Below are 16,795 nucleotides of genomic sequence, written 5' to 3'. Positions count from 1 at the left end.
AAGAAAAATAATATAGGTATCACTTTAAAGTGTGGGGAGGTTAAAAGTGTGAAAAGATAAGATTTTCATACGAATATATATGGGTTATGTAGGATTATTACTTTCAGGTGCAGCTTTATTTTTAAATAGTCTTGTTATATTAGGAAAAGCAGAGATGAAAAGCGCAGGTGTTTTTAATTTATTTGTGGGGGCATTACAAATTATCATTCCGTTCTATTTGATTATGATTTCTGATCAAAGCAATTGGACGGTATATTCATATGCAGCTACTTTCTTATTTGGATTAACCTATTTATATGTAGGTGTTACTTTTATAAAGGGAATGGATAGTAGTGGTCTAGGATGGTTCTGTATTTGGGTAGCAATTATTGCTTTATTCTATATGGTCGTTTCATTTGTTCAATTTCACGATGTTGTTAATGCATTAACGTGGTTTATGTGGGCATTACTTTGGTATTTATTCTTTGTATTAAATACACAAAAGAAGAATATCAATCAATATCTTGGAAGAATTGCCTTCGTACAATCATGGGTAACATTGACGTTGCCTTCACTCTTTTATTTTATGGGAGTATGGGGAGAGGGATTCGTATATGAACTATGGGTTTATGTATCCGTAATTTCTATTTTATACTTCTGTTATTGTATTTATAAATATCGAGTACGTTAATATATTTTCTGCAGAAAAGCATGGAATCGTTAAACGAATTCCATGCTTTTTCTATATGAGCAGTTATAATAGAGAGGTATTATTTTACATTTTATCGAAATGGGGATGATGAAGTTGAAAAAAGTATTGGTGCTAGGGGGAACAAGATTTTTTGGTAAACATTTAGTAGAAGCACTTTTGCAAGATGGACACGATGTAACGATTGCGACGAGAGGCATTACTGAAGATTCTTTTGGAAGTGTAGTAAACAGATTGATTGTAGATAGAGAAGACGAAAAACAACTAGCTGAGCGTCTAGAAGATAAAAGTTATGATATCGTATACGATAATTTATGCTATAGCTCGAATGCGGCGAAGATAGTATGTGAAGTGTTACGAGGAAAAACGAAGAAATACATTATGACATCTTCAATGGCTGTTTACGAGCCAACACTAGGCTTGTTAGAAGAGAACTTTAATCCGTACGAGTATGCTATTACGTATGGGGATAGAAATGACTTCAATTATAGTGAAGGAAAGAGATTAGCCGAAGCGGTTTCATTTCAACAAGCAACATTCCCAGTTGTTGCAGTACGTTTTCCAGTTGTTATTGGAGAAAACGATTATACGAAAAGGTTACAATTTTACGTTGAACATATTGTGAGGCAAGAACCTGTCGCCGTGAATGATCTAGATGGAGAGTTGTCATTTATACATGAAAAAGAAGCAGGAGAATTTTTAGCTTGGTGCGGGATGAAGGACATAGAAGGGCCAATTAATGCTTGTAGCAACGGGGTAGTTTCTACTCGAGAAGTTATTCATTTCATAGAAGAAAATACGGGAATAAAAGCACGCGTTCAAGAAGTAGGAGATACTGTAGCGCCTTATAATGAAGTGATTAATTGTACATTACATAATGGAAAAGCTAGTAAATTAGGCTTCCCGTTCCGAGAATTGAAAATAAAAATAGAACAAGTATTACGTTATTACATACATGCAATGAAATAATCATAAATCCCCCGGTGGCAATCCAGGGGATTCTGGAGGATTTCGACAATACTAATTTTACATTACCAAATTTACCTTATACGCACGACTAATGTGTTTGTGATTGAATTGCTTGTAAATACTTTTCATTTACCCGGTCCCAGTTCACCGTATGCCACCAGTTGGTAACAAATTCTGGACGCCGATTTTGATACTTTAAATAATAGGCATGTTCCCATACATCGATGACGAGTAATGGAATTTTACCTTCTTGCAAAGGTGTATCTTGATTGGATGTACTCATAACGGAAAGTTCCTCACCGTCCAGAACAAGCCATCCATAGCCACTTCCAAAACGACTAATAGCTGCTTTGGAAAGTTGATCTTTTAAGTTGTCAAAGGTATTGAAATAATAATCAATTACTTTTGCAACGTCTCCATTAGGCTCACCGCCACCTCGCGGGCTCATTACTTCCCAAAACAGACTATGACAATAGTGACCACCACCGTTATTTCTGACAGCTGTAACAATTTCTTTTGGTAAAGTTGCTAAATTACATAGTAACTCTTCTAAAGATTTATTATGCAATTCCGTATAGTTTTCTAAAGCGGCATTCAAGTTATTTACGTATGTCGCATGGTGCTTTCCATGATGAATAGAAAGTGTGTTGCTATCGATATATGGCTCTAGTTCATCATAGTCATATGAAAGCTTTGGCAATTGAAATGAAGACATAACATTCCCTCCTTCCTTATTAAAAAGTTGGTCTAGGTAAAAATAATTTACCTGAGTCAAAAATACACCTATTTTTTATACAAGTCAATAGTAATCTCTTTAATTTTCTGAAAAATATTACAATAAAAGTAACACTTCGACTTTCATTTGTGACTCTTATTCTTTTTGCTTATACTGTAAAGTAGTAACGTTTTGTTGAAATAGAAGGAGATCGTTTATGAGTAAAACGAAACAATTAATAGAGGAAGCGAGTCATTTTATTACGGTTTGCTATAAAGAGCTTAATAAAGAACAATTCATAGAAGAGAGAATAAAAGAAATTCAAGTTGAGATAGAGAAGACGGGGACGTATGAGCATACATTTGAAGAACTTGTTCATGGATCACGAATGGCATGGCGCAATAGTAATCGATGTATCGGAAGACTATTTTGGAGTAAGATGCACATATTAGATGCACGTGAAGTAAATGATGAGGAAGGTGTATACAACGCATTAATTCATCATATTAAATATGCAACGAACGATGGGAAAGTTAAACCGACAATTACAATTTTTAAGCAATATCAAGGTGAAGAAAATAATATACGAATTTATAATCACCAATTGATTCGGTATGCAGGGTATAAAACAGAAGTGGGAGTGATTGGGGACTCTCATTCCACTGCGTTTACGGATTTTTGCCAGGAACTTGGCTGGCGAGGAGAAGGTACGAATTTCGATGTATTGCCACTTGTTTTTTCTGTCGATGGAAAAGAACCTGTATATAAAGAAATTCCAAAAAAAGAAGTGAAAGAGGTACCAATTGAACATCCAGAGTACCCAATCTCATCTTTAGGAGCAAAATGGTATGGGGTTCCAATGATTTCAGATATGCGCTTAGAAATTGGCGGTATTTCCTATACAGCTGCTCCGTTCAATGGATGGTATATGGGGACGGAGATTGGGGCTCGTAACTTAGCGGATCATGATCGTTATAATTTACTGCCGGCTGTTGCGGAGATGATGAAGCTTGATACATCGAGAAACGGTACGTTATGGAAAGACAAGGCGCTAATTGAATTAAACGTGGCTGTTTTACATTCTTTTAAAAAACAAGGAGTTAGTATTGTTGACCATCATACTGCTGCACAACAATTTCAACAATTTGAGAAGCAAGAAGTAGCTTGTGGTCGTGTTGTAACGGGCAATTGGGTGTGGCTCATTCCACCATTATCCCCAGCTACCACCCATATTTATCATAAACCGTATCCGAATGAAATTTTGAAGCCAAATTTCTTTCATAAATAATATTTAGTATAGTTTTTTATGCAAATTATAATTTTTTTTAATTACTGTTACGTAGCAAATGGAAGCCTTTACTCTCGGTTATTTTTGGAAGGAGCTTTTTGAACCAAGGAGTTCCTTATGTTATAATCAAATTTCTGTTTCGAAGACCTTATAGAAATATAAGGTCTTTTGTTTTGCTTTTTTATGTAATAGGAATAGAAATTTTCTTTTAAATAAGGGATTTAGCATATTTTTAGGGACAACATAAGTGTGTAGAAAATTGATGAATTATTATGCTTATATAATCATTGTGTTTTGGATGTAAACAATAAAACATAATAAAGTTGTTTTTTTAGATTGCTGAGGAAGGAGGAAGTGTAAATGAGAATGAAGAGTCGAAAAACGGATTGGCCTGTATTTCTTATTAGTGGTGGCTCACTTTTATTATTTGTAATTGCAGTTATTTTAAATAAAAGTTACGTAGAGGGAGTCATTAATAGCAGTTTTGCAGCTTCAATTAAATATTTTGGTGCCTTTTGGCAAGTTTTATTAATTGGTACATTTGTTGTTGCAATGTGTATGGCATTTTCGAAATATGGGAGAGTTAAACTTGGGGGGCTAGAAAAACCTGAGATTAGTACGACAAAATGGCTGGCTATTATTATGTCTACATTACTTGCTGGAGGTGGCGTTTTTTGGGCAGCCGCAGAGCCGATGTACCATTTGATGACGGTGCCACCAATACATGAAGGTATAACTGCTGGGACGAAAGAAGCGGTAATGCCTGCTTTGGCACAAAGTTATATGCACTGGGGTTTCCTGGCTTGGACGATTTTAGGTACAATTAGTGCAGTAGTTATGATGTACGGGCATTATCATAAAGATATGCCGTTAAAACCTCGAACGCTTTTATATCCTATCTTTGGGGAGAAATTGCGAAAGAGTTGGCTTGGAACAATGATCGATGTATTTGCTATTATTGCGGTAGCTGCAGGGACGATTGGTCCAATCGGATTTTTAGGACTACAAGCAAGTTATGGGTTACAAGCATTGTTTAACATTCCTGATGTGTTTACTACTCAATTAGCCATTATTGTTTGTGTAGTAGCTGTTTCTACTATATCTGCGGTAACGGGAATTGACAAAGGGATTCAAATTATAAGTAATTTAAATGTTAGGTTAGCAGTTTTATTAATGGTATTCGTATTACTGTTTGGACCTGGTGGATTTATTATCGATTCATTTGTGTCTTCGTTTGGATTTTATATAAATGAATTTATTCCAATGAGCACATATCGTGGTGATACAGCTTGGTTAGGATCGTGGACAATCTTTTTCTGGGGATGGTTTATTGGATATGGACCGATGATGGCAATTTTAGTGAGCCGAATTTCAAGAGGAAGAACAATCCGAGAAATCATCGTTGCAATTGGCATTATTGCGCCTATTATTACAACGTTTTGGTTTACTATACTAGGGGGATCAGGTGTGTTTTATGAGTTAATGAATCCTGGTTCTATCTCGGTGGCATTAAGTGAATCTGGTATGCCAGCGGCTATGATTGCAATTACAGAGCAACTGCCACTATCTAATATTATTGGACCTGCATTTCTTTTATTAACAATTTTATTTGTAGTGACAACAGGAGATTCGATGGCTTATTCAATTTCAATGGCAGTGACTGGAGATGGAGATCCTAGAATTAGTTTGCGAGTTTTTTGGTCGCTTATTATGGGCGCAGTTGCGGCGATTCTTTTATATATGGGTGAGGGAAGTATTAACGCCTTACAATCCTTCATTGTAGTGACGGCTGTTCCGGTATCTATTCTGTTATTCCCGATGCTATGGCTAGCGCCTAAAGTTGCAGGGGAATTAGCCTTAAAACAAGGTATTGTAAAAGAAGAAGAGAAAACTTCCTTCTTGTTCCAAAAAGCTAGTAAATCAAAATAAATAATTGTATTTATATAAGAAGAGGAAGCATTTCATTTGAGATGCTTCCTCTTTACTATTTATTTAACTACTTTTCTCGAAGGAGATAGTACCCTGTACAGTTTCAATCTATTCTAATACTTTATCTTTTGTCTCTGGGACACATAATAGCATTGTAACTAAACCGATTGGATAAATAATGAAGATGAGAGATAGTGCTCCCATTAAATTACCACCTGCAGCAAGTAAGCCGATAATAACAGGTCCAAATCCAGCTAACCCACGTCCTGTACCGAAAATAAAGTTTTCGGCTGTCGAGCGAGCTTCAGCAGGGTAGTTTTCAGCTAAAACAGCTCCGAATCCCCCCATCATGCCATTGGCAAAGAATCCAAGTAGTGCACTTCCCCATAACAATGATGTTGGGTCTGTGAATAAGAAGAAGTAAATGAGACAGTATATAGTACCACCGACATAATAGATTGTAAAAGTTTTACGGCGGCCAATTTTATCGGCTAGAATACCAAAAGTTGCAATTCCAATTAGCATGCCGATTGTAGAGATGAACATCCAACCGCTCGCTTTTGCTAATGTGTAGTTATATTTATTCGCTAAAATAGTTGGCATCCATGTGAAAATTCCATAATATCCGAAGTTCTGGATGAATGACATAATAATAAGACCGATTGTTGTTATCGTTACTTTTTTATTGGCAAATAACTTTCGAAGTGGGAACTTTTTCATTTGCTTTAGTTGTTCTGCCTCGGTAGTTGTTAAATTACCTTCAGCTTCTTTTTGTAACAATTCTTTTTTGTATCGTTGTTTTTGTTCCCATATTTTCGGTTCACTTAAACTTTTGCGGACGTAAACAGCTAATAAAGCGGGAATGAGTCCAAATAAGAAAACAGCTCTCCATCCAAAATGTGGGACGATAAATGCTGGAAGGAGTGAAGCGACTAGTACGCCAAATTGCCATCCAAGTGCAACAACGGATGTCGCCTTAGCGCGCATTTCTTTAGACCATGTTTCAGTTACGATGGCCATTCCAATACCGAATTCACCACCAACCCCCATTCCAACTAAAAAGCGAAGAATTAATAATTGCCAATAATCTGTTGCGAAATAAATAAGTGCTGTTGCGAGTGAGAATAGTAAGATTGTGAAGGCCATCGTACGGATACGCCCAAATAAATCAGCAATAAATCCGAATAAATAAGACCCGATTAGCATTCCTATTGTGGTAGCTAATGTTAAGTTTCCACCTTCAACAGGGCTTAAATGAAATTCTTTTAAAATGTAGACGAGTACGAAAGATAAGAGCAACATATCTAAACCTTCTGCTGCATATCCTAGCGCAGAACCAAACAATGTTTTATATCTTTTCTCCTTCGTTTCCTCTGTTGTTGATTGTACATCAGTAGTAACGTTCATCATTACTCCTCCTTATTTTCTTCTACAGTCGCTATGGAAGAATAACAAAAGGCCTTCTCACCTGATATGATGAGAAGGCCAAAAAAGCATACGTATCTCTAAAAAAGACCATACGTATAGTATATTCCGACTTCCTTCTCAACCTCACGGGGTTGGGTTAAAGGACTGTATTATATTACTTTATTTTTAGCACTCTTCTATTAGGTTGTCAAATAAAGAGGGGATAGTTATGTGTAAAATATTTCAAAAGATATTGCATTCTTCTTGACGCCCACTTCATTATTTTCCCATAATAAAACTAACTCATATAAAAAGGAATGAATCACAGATGCTAAATTTAGTACTTATGATGATTGAACGTGTCGGACTTATTGTTATTTTAGGATTTTTACTTTCTCATATTAGAACGTTCAGGCGCCTTCTTCATAGACAAGATGGATATGTAGATAAGCTTAAGCTTATTTGTATTTTTTCAGTGTTTACAATTGTCAGCAATTACACGGGAATTGAAATTGCGGGGAATACAATTATGAATGAAAATTGGCTACAAGGTGTTTCGTCATCTAGTACAATTGCGAATACACGTATTATGGGTGTTGGAATTAGTGGATTGCTTGGTGGTCCTATCGTCGGAATTGGAGTAGGATCGATTGCTGGTATTCACCGTTATATGCTTGGCGGGACGACAGCGCTAAGTTGTGCAATCTCTTCAATTTTAGCAGGTGTTATAACTGGGTATATTGGACACATTTTCAAAAAATATAATCGTGCAATTACGCCTAAATTTTCAGCGATTTTAAGCGTGTTTATCGTTTCTTTAGAAATGATTATGATCTTATTAATCGTAGAGGATGGAATTAGTATCGTGAAAACAATTGCGATACCAATGATCCTTGTAAATAGTTTCGGAAGTTTTATTTTACTTTCAATGATACAAGCTATTTTGCGTCAGGAAGAAAACGCGAAAGCTCTGCAAACGCATAAAGTATTACGAATTGCTGATAAGACATTACCGTATTTTCGCAGGGGGTTAACAGAAGAGTCTTGTAAACATGTGGCACAAATTATTCACCGCTTTACGGGAACAGATGCGGTATCCTTAACAGATACAGAGAAAATATTAGCTCACGTTGGATTGGCATCAGATCATCATATTCCTTCACACAGTTTAATAACAGGTTTATCGAAAGAGGTTTTACATACAGGGAAAATAATGAAAGCGAAATCACGTGAGGTTATTAATTGCCAACATGAAGGCTGTCCTTTGCAAGCAGCTATTGTTATTCCATTAACTTCACATGAAAATACGATAGGGACATTAAAACTGTATTTCAAGAACCCTAACCAGTTAAGTCGTGTTGAAGAGGAACTTGCAGAAGGATTAGCAAAAATATTTTCCACGCAGCTTGAGTTAGGTGAAGCAGAGTTACAAAGTAAGTTATTGCAAGATGCCGAAATAAAAGCGTTACAAGCACAAATCAATCCGCATTTTTTATTTAATGCAATTAATACCGTATCAGCTTTATGCCGAACAGATGTAGAAAAGGCAAGGAAGTTATTATTGCAGCTTAGCGTGTATTTCCGTTGTAATTTGCAAGGGGCACGTCAGTTGTTGATTCCACTAGAACAAGAATTAAACCATGTACAGGCATACCTATCACTAGAACAAGCAAGATTCCCAAATAAGTATGAGGTAAAGATGTATATTGAGGAAGAGTTAAAGACAACATTAGTACCACCATTTGTTCTTCAACTGTTGGTTGAAAATGCGTTGCGACATGCTTTTCCGAAGAAACAGCCAGTATGCGAAGTAGAAGTGCATGTTTTTGAAAAAGGGGGCATGGTTCACTTCGAAGTAAAAGATAATGGACAAGGAATTGAGGAAGAACGCTTAGAACAATTAGGAAAAATGGTAGTGTCGTCAAAGAAAGGGACTGGAACAGCTTTATATAATATTAATGAACGACTTATCGGGTTATTTGGGAAAGAGACAATGCTTCAAATTGAAAGTGAATTAAATGAGGGGACAGAGATTACTTTTGTTATTCCTAAAAAAATAGGGGAGGAAGAACGGAGTGTTAAAAGTATTAGTAGTTGACGATGAAATGTTAGCACGTGATGAATTGAAGTATTTATTAGAGCAAACGAAAGAAGTAGAGATAATTGGTGAGGCGGATTGTGTAGAGGATGCATTAGAGGAATTAATGAAAAACAAACCAGATATTGTTTTCCTAGACATTCAGCTATCTGATGATAACGGATTTGAAATCGCAAATATATTAAAGAAGATGAAAAATCCCCCTGCAATTGTGTTTGCTACTGCCTATGATCAATATGCATTGCAAGCATTTGAAGTAGACGCGTTAGACTACATTTTAAAACCATTTGATGAAGAACGTATCGTACAGACATTAAAGAAATATAAAAAGCAAAAACAAATAAAATTAGAAACAAATCAAGAGGTAAAGAGTGTAGACGTAACGACCGAGATGCATAAATTAGCATTACCAATTGAGGAATCGATTGTACTTGTGAATATTGAAGATATTATATATGTAGGCCTTGTGGATGGAAAAGTGACAGTAAAAACAATGAGAGAAACGTATGTAACACACGATACGCTTGTAATTTTGGAAAAGAAGTTGCCACAAGCAAGTTTTATGCGTGTCCATCGCAGTTTTATTGCAAATATTAATCATATTACGGAAATACAACCATGGTTCAATTCTACATATAATTTAATTATGAAAGAAGGATCAAAAGTACCTGTTAGCCGTACATATGCAAAAGAACTCAAAAAGCTACTTCGTATTTAAGAAGTAGCTTTTTGCATTTCATCTGCCTATTTTTGTAACTAATTTTGTATATTTGACGTTCCGATATGCAAACGCTTACAGTTTTGTTTTTATCTTATACAATAAAGGTACCAAATCGAAAGAGGTGGCCAAAATGAGTACGAAAAAAGTATATAGTTTCTTATCACAAGCATTCATATTTTCAGCTATTATGTTAGTTTCTAATATTATTGCAACGCATTTACCAATTCCGATGCCTTCATCGGTGATCGGATTAGTTATTTTATTTAGCCTATTATGTTTAAAAGTTATTAAATTGGAACAAGTTGAATCACTCGGAACGGCTTTAACAGGTATTATCGGATTCCTTTTCGTTCCATCAGGTATTTCGGTTATTAATTCTCTCGGTGTAATGGGACAATATTTTGTACAAATTTTAACTGTAATCGTTGTCGCAACAATTATTTTACTCGCTGTAACAGGATTATTTGCACAATTTATTTTAGGAAAAGACGATAAAGAAATAGAAGATACGAAAGAATTGAAAGTAGTAAATAAAGGACGCAAGCACGGAAAAGTTGCGTAACCAATTTAGTATATATTGCTAGGAGGGAATGAACATGGCAAGCACAATGACTCCATATTTCGGAATCGTCGTTTCATTAATCGCATACGGAATCGGAACATTATTATTTAAGCATTCAAAAGGATTCTTCTTATTCACACCATTATTCGTAGCGATGGTATTAGGGATTGTCTTTCTAAAAGTAGGTAACTTTACTTTTGAAGAATATAATACTGGCGGAAAAATGATTAGCTTCTTCTTAGAACCAGCAACAATCGCGTTTGCAATTCCATTATATAAACAAGTGGATAAGTTAAAAAAATATTGGTGGCAAATTTTATCGGCTATCGTGGTTGGATCTATTTGCTCAGTAATTGTCGTGTTTATTGTTGCAAAAGCAATTGGTTTAGATACAGCAGTAATGAATTCAATGTTACCACAAGCAGCAACAACAGCAATTGCATTACCAATCTCTGAAAGTATTGGTGGTATACCAGCAATTACATCGTTTGCAGTTATTTTTAACGCAGTTATTGTATACGCATTAGGAGCATTATTTTTAAAAACATTTAGAGTAAAACATCCAATTGCAAAAGGTTTAGCACTTGGAACAGCAGGTCACGCATTAGGAGTGGCAGTAGGAATTGAAATGGGTGAAGTAGAGGCAGCTATGGCAAGTATTGCTGTAACAGTAGTTGGGGTTGTAACTGTAGTTGTCATACCGATGTTTATGCCATTCATTGGATAGTAAAACTTACTTAAAAAAACGAGAAAAGCAAGCTATTTGTAGGACAGATTTCTACTGATAGCTTGCTTTTTATGTTACAGTAGTGGTAAGACCTATGTTAATAAAATGTAAGTTTCCTTAAATCTTCATTAATACTGTGTAGAATACGTTTTGAATTAGGTCATTGTATTGTAAAATAAGAAGTAAGCTACTATAGGATCTGCTAAGAGAGATCTATAATAAGCTTATAAAAATCTTTATATGAATGAATAATTAAAGGTAGAGAAGAGAGAAAAAATCTACTTATTAACGTTTTACTTTATAGGACAGGAGAGAGTACTCGTCGATTATGCAAATAAAAAACCTGTTTCAAAGCAAAGGATTTCAGAGGTTTCTCGTATTAGTAATACTTGCTCTCGTGTTATACGGGCTGCAAAGTATGTTGAATTTAATTTTAATTACGTTTATTCTCACATATTTAATGGATCGATTCCAAAAGTTTATTTCTCGCAAATTAGATCATTTCATGCCCATTAACCGAAAAATTATTATAGCGTTTCTATATGTAATGTTAATTGGTGGAATTGCTATTACGCTATTTAAATATTTACCAGTATTAACGATACAAATTTCACAATTGATTTATCAATTTAACGTATTTTTAAGAAACCCACCGGATAGTGAATTAATTAAGTATGCAGTTAATGCTGTCAATCATATGGAACTTTCGAAATATGTAGGACAAGGCGTTGACATTTTGTATAAATCGATTACGAATGTTGGGAAATTTGGCCTTCAAGTGTTACTTTCTTTAATTTTAAGTTTATTTTTCTTATTGGAGAAAGCTCGGATCGTTGCTTTTACTGCAAAATTTAAAGAAAGCCGACTTGCAATTTTCTATACTGAAATTGAGTACTTCGGTAAGAAATTTGCACGTTCATTCGGAAAAGTAATCGAAGCACAATTTTTAATTGCAGTTGTTAACTGTGTTTTATCCGTTATTGCACTATGGATATTAGGATTCCCGCAATTATTAGGTTTAGCGTTAATGATCTTCTTACTCGGTTTAATTCCAGTAGCTGGGGTTATCATTTCGTTATTCCCGCTTTGTATGATTGCTTACAATATTGGCGGTATTATGTACGTTGTTTATATTTTAATTATCGTAACAGTAATTCATGCGCTTGAAAGTTACGTGTTAAATCCGAAGTTCATGTCGCAAAAAACAAACTTACCGATCTTCTATACATTTATGGTATTAATCTTCTCAGAACACTTCTTAGGTGTATGGGGATTAATTATCGGTATTCCAATCTTCATTTTCTTATTAGATGTCTTAGATGTGACAAGTGATGAAATAGAGAATGATGCCAGAAAAAATAAGGTGAAGTAAAGAAAAAGCATCGATGTTCGATGCTTTTTCTTTTATAACATGATGTTTTTTATGCCATACTGTAAGCAGAAGATAGAATAGGGGTGAAATAATGGCTGTAAATGAAAAGGTAGAGTTAGCTACATTTGCTGGAGGGTGCTTCTGGTGTATGGTTTCGCCATTTGAAGAGATGGAAGGAATTATAAAGGTTGTTTCTGGTTATACAGGTGGTCATAAAGAGAGTCCAACATATAAAGAAGTATGTTCAGAAACGACGGGACATTATGAGGTAGTACAAATTACATTTGATACAAATAAAATGCCGTATGAGGAGTTATTAAATATATATTGGAGACAAATTGATCCGACTGATATAGGAGGACAATTTCACGATCGTGGACAGTCTTACGAAACAGTAATTTTTTATCACAATGAAGAACAACATAAAAAAGCAGAGGCTTCAAAAGAAGAGCTTGCAAAGAGTGGACGCTTTTCAAAACCAATTGCGACAAAAATATTACCAGCAGCTACGTTTTATCCAGCTGAAGACTATCACCAAGGATATCATAAGAAAAATACATTCCGCTATGAGTTATACCGTAAAGGATCGGGACGAGATGCTTTTATTAAACAACATTGGCCAAAAGATAATACTCATTTAAAAGAAAAACTCAATGAGATGCAGTTTTATGTAACACAGGAAAATGGTACAGAACCGCCATTTCGAAATGAGTATTGGAATCATAATGAAGAAGGTCTTTATGTAGATATCGTTTCAGGAGAACCGTTATTTACTTCTTTAGATAAGTTTGATAGTGGGTGTGGATGGCCTAGTTTTACGAAGCCAGTCATGTCAGCAAGTGTGAAAGAAAAAATGGATGTCAGTCATAATATGACGCGTACAGAAGTGAGAAGCAAAGAGGGAGATTCACATCTAGGTCATGTATTCCCAGATGGCCCAGGACCAAATGGTCTTCGTTACTGTATTAATTCCGCAGCCCTTCGATTTATCCGAAAAGAGGAATTAGAGAAAGAAGGATATGGTGATTTTCTAATCTTATTCGGAAATAAAAAATAACCTCGCTAACTGCGAGGTTATTTTTTGTTATTTTGCTTTTTTCTTTTTGAACTTGCTTAATACTTCATAAACGATTGGAACAATAAGAAGTGTTAATAACGTTGAACTTGTTAATCCACCAATTACTGTTACACCAAGTCCTTTAGAAATTAAGCCGCTACCTTCAAATCCTAATGCAAGTGGGATAAGAGCACCGATTGTTGCAATTGCAGTCATTAAAATAGGGCGAAGGCGTGTAGCACCAGCCTCTAATAAAGCTTCACGTGTTGATAGACCTTCATTTTCTTTATGAATAACACGGTCGATAAGCACGATTGCGTTTGTTACAACGATACCGATTAACATAAGTGCACCAATCATTGCAGAGACACTTAACGTTTCACCAGAAATTAATAAGGCAACAAGAGCACCGATAATTGTGAATGGTAGCGAGAATAAAATTGCGAATGGTGCAAGGGCACCGCCAAATGTAACGACAAGAACGAAGTATACAATGGCAATCGCAGCTAACATCGCTAAGCCAAGTTGCTTGAATGATTCTTCAATATCTTTTGTAACACCGCCCATAGAAACATCTACACCGGAAGGAAGATCCATTTTATCTACTTCCTTTTGAACAGCCGCAGATGCTTTTGAAACGTCATCAGATGTTAGTTTTGCACTTACTTCTGCATAAACACGGCCATCGCGGTGTTTCACTGTATTCGAAGTTTCACCTTCTTTTACAGTCATAACATCTTTCACAGCCACTTCAGTACCAAGTGGCGTTGTAATTTTACGATTTGTTAAGTCATCGATTGTTTCATAATTTTGTTTTTCAGCTTCTACATATACATTGACATCTTTACCGTCTTTTTTAATTGTTGTCAGAACAGGGCGATCATGTTGATTAGAAAGTCCCATTCCAATTTGCGCAGCTGTTAGACCCATTTTACTTAGTTTTTCCTGATCTGCGACTAAAGTGTACTCTGCATACGTTTTTGCAATACTAGAGTCAATATCCTTTAAGTCTTTATTTTTCTTCATGATATTTTGAATATCTTTGACGATAGGTTTAATGTCTTCCGAGCTATCTCCGTAAACGTATAGTTTAATTTCATTACTACCGCCACTCGCTCCGAAGTCTTGGTTTTTCCATTCGCCTTTTCCAGACATCTTCTGTAAATCTTTAACGACTTGCTCTTTTTCTTTTTCGAAGTTTTTCGTGTCGTTATCATATTGCACGAAGAACATTGCTTGATTTGATTGACCAGGACTCATTGGGTTTTCGCCACCTAATGAGAATTGAATTGTTTTGACGTCTTTATTATCTTGGAAGTGCTTCTCAGCTTTCGTTGCAATTTTTTCAACATCTTCTAACGTTTGACCTGGTTCAGGGTTGTACGTTGTAATGATCATTTTTTCTTCTTCAGATGGTAAGAAACTTACACCGATAATTGGCACAAGTGCAAGACTACCAACTAATAGAAGGACAGCAATGCTTGATGTGGTGATTTTATGATTTAAAGCCCATGCAAGTATGCGTTTATACCCGTTTGCTAATTTACTTGGTTTTTCTTCATGATGTACTTCTTTTTCCCTCATGCTCTCTTTTTTAAATAAAGAGTGAGCTAACATCGGCACGATTGTAACTGCTACTAGTAACGATGCTAATAAAGCGAAGACGATAGTTAAGGCAAATGGTAAGAACATTTCACCAATCATACCTTTTACTAGTCCAAGCGGTAAGAATACAGCAATTGTTACAATGGTAGAAGACATAATTGGGATAAACATTTCCTTCGTAGCTTCACGAATTAAATCTTTTCCGCGCAGTTTCTCTTCTGATAACGACATTCGTCGGTAAATATTTTCAATAACAACAATGGAGTCATCGACGACGCGGCCAATAGCGACTGTCATTGCTCCAAGTGTCATAATATTAAGCGTAATATCCATTTGCTTTATGACTAATACAGCAATTAATAAAGAAAGTGGTATGGAAACGACAGAGATTAATGTTGTTCGGATATTTCGTAGGAACAGCATAATAATAACAATCGCAAATATAGCACCAAAAATAGCTTTGCTCAGCATTGTTTCTACTGATTTCTCAATCGGTGCACCTTGGTCGAATGTTGAAATAATCTCTAAGTCTTTATATTTTTTCTCAAGGTCTTTTACTTTATCTTTCACTGCATTTACAACATCAACAGTATTCGCGTCAGCAGCTTTCACAATTTGAATTCCAATTGCTTCTTTTCCATTTGTTCGAGAAATAGATTCTGCTTTTCCGACTTCTTTAATTTCAGCAATTTCATCTAATGTAACTGTCGGAATCCCGTTCATAGCCGCTGGATTCATTTGCGGCGTTTGTGTACCAGCTCCAGCGTTTTGACTACCTTGACCGCTCGGTGATGAAGGTATAGCTGGGATCTTTAATTCTTTTAATGCTTTTATTGTTGTAATATTTCCATCTACAACAACTGATTTTTCTGTGTCTTTAAATGTATATAAGCCAAGTGGTAAAGATACGTCCGATCCTTTAATTACATTTTTTACAGTATCTTCACTTAAACCTAATTCTTTCATCTTATCTTTCTTGAAGACAAGTTGTACTTCATCTACTTGTTGACCTGAAATTTGAACAGATGCGACCCCATCAAGTCCTTTTAATCCAGGAACAACATTTTTTTCTACATTTTCAGTTAAGGCAGCTAAAGATTCATTTTTACTTGCTACGCTTAACGAAATAACTGGAAAGGCATTGAAGTTTACACGTGAAACTTTCGGGTCTTTTACACCTTCTGGGAGTTTCACATTTGTGAGAGCTTCTTTAATTTCTGTTTCAGCCTTTTCCATATTTTTATCAAAATCATATTCTATCTGAATAGAAGATGCGTTTTGATAAGATGATGAACTAACAACGTTTACACCACTTAAATTTTGTAGTTGCTCTTCCATCGGTTTTGAAACTTTGTCAGCTACTTCTTCTGGTGTAGCACCAGGATAAACCGTAGTTACTGTTACAACAGGTGTTGTAATATCAGGAATTGTTTCCAGCTTCATATTCAGCCCAGAATAAATACCTGCAATGGTAACAATAATGGTTAGTAGCCAAACTGCGAACTTATTTTTTAACGAGAAATTAATAATTTTGTTCATGTTTGCGCTCCCTTTGTATTGTATTGACCAACTGGTCAGTCTAATACATAATATAACTGACTGATCGGTCAGCCGTCAATGAAAAGGGATGGTATAATAAATTCATAATAAGATGCGA

General features: G+C 35.5%; 13 protein-coding genes. 10 read left to right on the top strand and 3 right to left on the bottom strand.

The genetic code is table 11. From position 1 onward, the window contains the following. Window positions 1–79 precede the first annotated feature (79 nt). Window positions 80–670: an AmiS/UreI family transporter gene (locus ABH961_RS21595; protein ID WP_000542569.1), complete on the top strand. Its 591-nt coding sequence runs from the start codon at window positions 80–82 to the stop codon at window positions 668–670. 105 nt (window positions 671–775) lie between these two features. Then, window positions 776–1,657, top strand: a complete 882-nt coding sequence (locus ABH961_RS21590; RefSeq protein WP_404519960.1) for an NAD-dependent epimerase/dehydratase family protein — start codon at window positions 776–778, stop codon at window positions 1,655–1,657. An 88-nt stretch (window positions 1,658–1,745) separates the two neighbouring features. On the opposite strand, the gene sodA is transcribed toward ABH961_RS21590, so the two are convergent. Then, entirely contained in the window at window positions 1,746–2,372 is a 627-nt protein-coding gene (sodA, locus tag ABH961_RS21585) for a superoxide dismutase [Mn] (protein WP_048542828.1), read from the bottom strand. Between the two features lie 217 nt (window positions 2,373–2,589). Between sodA and ABH961_RS21580 the strand changes: the two genes are divergently transcribed. Both ABH961_RS21580 and ABH961_RS21575 read left to right on the top strand, forming a co-directional pair. Further along, a complete protein-coding gene (locus ABH961_RS21580; RefSeq protein ID WP_098048838.1) occupies window positions 2,590–3,660 on the top strand; it encodes a nitric oxide synthase oxygenase in 1,071 nt (356 codons plus the stop codon). Window positions 3,661–4,020: 360 nt separating this feature from the next. After that, window positions 4,021–5,589: a BCCT family transporter gene (locus ABH961_RS21575; RefSeq protein ID WP_048542824.1), complete on the top strand. Its 1,569-nt coding sequence runs from the start codon at window positions 4,021–4,023 to the stop codon at window positions 5,587–5,589. Between the two features lie 108 nt (window positions 5,590–5,697). Here the strand turns inward: ABH961_RS21575 and ABH961_RS21570 are convergent, their stop codons facing one another. Beyond that, window positions 5,698–6,996: an MFS transporter gene (locus ABH961_RS21570; protein ID WP_048542823.1), complete on the bottom strand. Its 1,299-nt coding sequence runs from the start codon at window positions 6,994–6,996 to the stop codon at window positions 5,698–5,700. A 328-nt stretch (window positions 6,997–7,324) separates the two neighbouring features. Here ABH961_RS21570 and lytS point away from each other — a divergent pair, with 328 nt between their 5' ends. The 6 genes from lytS to msrB all read left to right on the top strand — a co-directional run bounded on the left by lytS (window position 7,325) and on the right by msrB (window position 13,533). Beyond that, window positions 7,325–9,094 carry a two-component system sensor histidine kinase LytS gene (lytS, locus tag ABH961_RS21565; protein ID WP_048542822.1) on the top strand — a complete coding sequence of 590 codons (1,770 nt, stop codon included), beginning with the start codon at window positions 7,325–7,327 and terminating at the stop codon, window positions 9,092–9,094. Further along, on the top strand, window positions 9,072–9,812 hold the full coding sequence (locus tag ABH961_RS21560) for a LytR/AlgR family response regulator transcription factor (RefSeq protein ID WP_048542820.1): 741 nt from the start codon (window positions 9,072–9,074) through the stop codon (window positions 9,810–9,812). The genes lytS and ABH961_RS21560 overlap by 23 nt, the downstream gene beginning before the upstream one ends. A gap of 133 nt (window positions 9,813–9,945) precedes the next feature. Further along, window positions 9,946–10,377 carry an antiholin-like murein hydrolase modulator LrgA gene (gene lrgA / locus ABH961_RS21555; protein WP_000104908.1) on the top strand — a complete coding sequence of 144 codons (432 nt, stop codon included), beginning with the start codon at window positions 9,946–9,948 and terminating at the stop codon, window positions 10,375–10,377. A gap of 34 nt (window positions 10,378–10,411) precedes the next feature. Then, on the top strand, window positions 10,412–11,104 hold the full coding sequence (gene lrgB / locus ABH961_RS21550) for an antiholin-like protein LrgB (protein WP_000168869.1): 693 nt from the start codon (window positions 10,412–10,414) through the stop codon (window positions 11,102–11,104). Between the two features lie 328 nt (window positions 11,105–11,432). Continuing rightward, a complete protein-coding gene (locus ABH961_RS21545) occupies window positions 11,433–12,476 on the top strand; it encodes an AI-2E family transporter (protein WP_048542816.1) in 1,044 nt (347 codons plus the stop codon). A 91-nt stretch (window positions 12,477–12,567) separates the two neighbouring features. Next, window positions 12,568–13,533 (top strand): peptide-methionine (R)-S-oxide reductase MsrB, encoded by a 966-nt coding sequence (msrB, locus tag ABH961_RS21540; protein ID WP_404519956.1) that lies wholly within the window; start codon window positions 12,568–12,570, stop codon window positions 13,531–13,533. Between the two features lie 27 nt (window positions 13,534–13,560). On the opposite strand, the gene ABH961_RS21535 is transcribed toward msrB, so the two are convergent. Beyond that, entirely contained in the window at window positions 13,561–16,677 is a 3,117-nt protein-coding gene (locus ABH961_RS21535; RefSeq protein ID WP_404519954.1) for an efflux RND transporter permease subunit, read from the bottom strand. Between the last annotated feature and the right edge of the window lie 118 nt (window positions 16,678–16,795).

This window comes from Bacillus sp. RC251 (assembly GCF_044908765.1).
GTDB lineage: Bacteria > Bacillota > Bacilli > Bacillales > Bacillaceae_G > Bacillus_A > Bacillus_A wiedmannii.
This window is presented reverse-complemented; position numbering and strand designations above follow the sequence as displayed.

Excerpts from the sequence above, each read along its gene's own strand:
- ABH961_RS21590 (WP_404519960.1), top strand. The coding sequence starts at position 776 with ATGATGAAGTTGAAAAAAGTATTGGTGCTAGGGGGAACAAGATTTTTT.
- ABH961_RS21535 (WP_404519954.1), bottom strand. The coding sequence starts at position 16,677 with ATGAACAAAATTATTAATTTCTCGTTAAAAAATAAGTTCGCAGTTTGG.
- ABH961_RS21595 (WP_000542569.1), top strand. The coding sequence starts at position 80 with ATGGGTTATGTAGGATTATTACTTTCAGGTGCAGCTTTATTTTTAAAT.
- sodA (WP_048542828.1), bottom strand. The coding sequence starts at position 2,372 with ATGTCTTCATTTCAATTGCCAAAGCTTTCATATGACTATGATGAACTA.
- ABH961_RS21570 (WP_048542823.1), bottom strand. The coding sequence starts at position 6,996 with ATGAACGTTACTACTGATGTACAATCAACAACAGAGGAAACGAAGGAG.
- lrgA (WP_000104908.1), top strand. The coding sequence starts at position 9,946 with ATGAGTACGAAAAAAGTATATAGTTTCTTATCACAAGCATTCATATTT.
- lytS (WP_048542822.1), top strand. The coding sequence starts at position 7,325 with ATGCTAAATTTAGTACTTATGATGATTGAACGTGTCGGACTTATTGTT.
- ABH961_RS21545 (WP_048542816.1), top strand. The coding sequence starts at position 11,433 with ATGCAAATAAAAAACCTGTTTCAAAGCAAAGGATTTCAGAGGTTTCTC.
- ABH961_RS21575 (WP_048542824.1), top strand. The coding sequence starts at position 4,021 with ATGAGAATGAAGAGTCGAAAAACGGATTGGCCTGTATTTCTTATTAGT.
- ABH961_RS21580 (WP_098048838.1), top strand. The coding sequence starts at position 2,590 with ATGAGTAAAACGAAACAATTAATAGAGGAAGCGAGTCATTTTATTACG.
- lrgB (WP_000168869.1), top strand. The coding sequence starts at position 10,412 with ATGGCAAGCACAATGACTCCATATTTCGGAATCGTCGTTTCATTAATC.
- msrB (WP_404519956.1), top strand. The coding sequence starts at position 12,568 with ATGGCTGTAAATGAAAAGGTAGAGTTAGCTACATTTGCTGGAGGGTGC.